Consider the following 1,302-nt stretch of genomic DNA (forward strand, 5'->3'; position numbering starts at 1 on the left):
TCGGCGCCTAGGTTCGTCACTGCTGCCGCCGTATCCTTCATCATGTCCTCGGTGCGGTCCAAGATGGCGACGCGCGCGCCTTCGGCAGCGAAGGCGATGGCCGCCGCGCGACCGATGCCGCCGGCAGCGCCGGTGATGAAAGCGACCTTGCCGGTGAAGCGATCGGGTCTTGGCATGACGTTGCTCCTTGATGCGGGTGCGTAGCCTGCGCGTCCTCGTGCCAGCGACCTCCCACAGCGTGGCGGAAGCGCTCGGAGGCCGAGCGGCTACCGTCTTCGTCAGGTGAAGGTGGAGGATCGTGGTGAGGGTAGTAAGCCGCCCGGGCGTCAACGCGACGATGAGCCAGCCTCATCATGAAGCGGCCGACGGCTTCTACAGCCCGAGCGGTCGCAGCTCGCGGATCAACTCGATTAAGAGGCGAAGGCCGGTCGGGAGTTGCCGGCGGCTGGGATAGTAGACGTGGAAGCCTGGTCCGGTGGATGACCACTCCTCCAGCACGACGCGCAGCGCGCTCTGATCCACTAGTGGCGTGACAAACGGCTCGGGCAGGTAGGCCAAACCCGCACCGGCGGCTGCCAGCGAGATGACGAACGGCGTGTCGTCGATGGTGATCGCGCCCGGAACGTCGAGCGCCAGCGCTTCGCCGCCGCGCTCGAAGTCCCACCGGTAGATGCGGTCGTCGCCGAGCCGGATGCGGTGGCAGCGATGACCGAGCAGGTCAGTCGGATGCGCGGGGATGCCGTGCCGCTGTAGATAGTCGGGCGAGCCAGCCACCACCCACCGGATGTCGGCCGAGAGCCGCTGAGCGATCATGTCTTCGGGCACCGTGCCGCCGTAGCGGATGCCCGCATCGGCCCCCGCCTGCACCACATCGAGCAAGTGGTTGGAAACCTGCACGTCGATCTCGATCTCCGGATAGCGCTCGACGAAGACGGGAAGCACTGGCGCCAGGAGAAGCGCGCTCGCGTGTTGCAGGACGTTGAGGCGGATGCGCCCCACCGGCTCACCCCTGTAGCGGTTCAGCGCCTCGGCGGCCGATCCGATCGCCTCAAACGGCGCTTCGATCGCCGAGAACAGGGCTTCTCCGGCGGCGGTGAGGGTGACGCTTCGGTTGGTCCGGTTGAGTAGGCGGACGCCGAGCCTTGCTTCGAGCCCTCTCAGTGCGTGGCTGAGGGCTGAGGCGCTGATGCCGATCTCCAATCCGGCGCGGCGAAAGCTGCGGTGCCTCGCGATGGCGAGGAAGTAGCTGAAGGCGGCGAGGTCGGATCGGTTGGTCGGCACGCGCCGAGTGTGGCCGCCTCA

The 1,302-nt window shown here is 67.4% G+C and carries 2 protein-coding genes; both read right to left on the reverse strand.

All coding sequences use genetic code 11. The annotated features are described in order from the left end of the window. On the reverse strand, positions 1-176 hold a 176-nt coding region (locus tag MFF55_RS26460), incomplete at its 3' end, for an SDR family NAD(P)-dependent oxidoreductase (protein WP_238247214.1). A gap of 196 nt (positions 177-372) precedes the next feature. Next, positions 373-1,281 carry a LysR family transcriptional regulator gene (locus MFF55_RS26465; protein WP_238247213.1) on the reverse strand — a complete coding sequence of 303 codons (909 nt, stop codon included), beginning with the start codon at positions 1,279-1,281 and terminating at the stop codon, positions 373-375. Between the last annotated feature and the right edge of the window lie 21 nt (positions 1,282-1,302).

Origin of the sequence: Methylobacterium iners, assembly GCF_022179305.1 — a bacterium.
GTDB lineage: Bacteria > Pseudomonadota > Alphaproteobacteria > Rhizobiales > Beijerinckiaceae > Methylobacterium > Methylobacterium iners.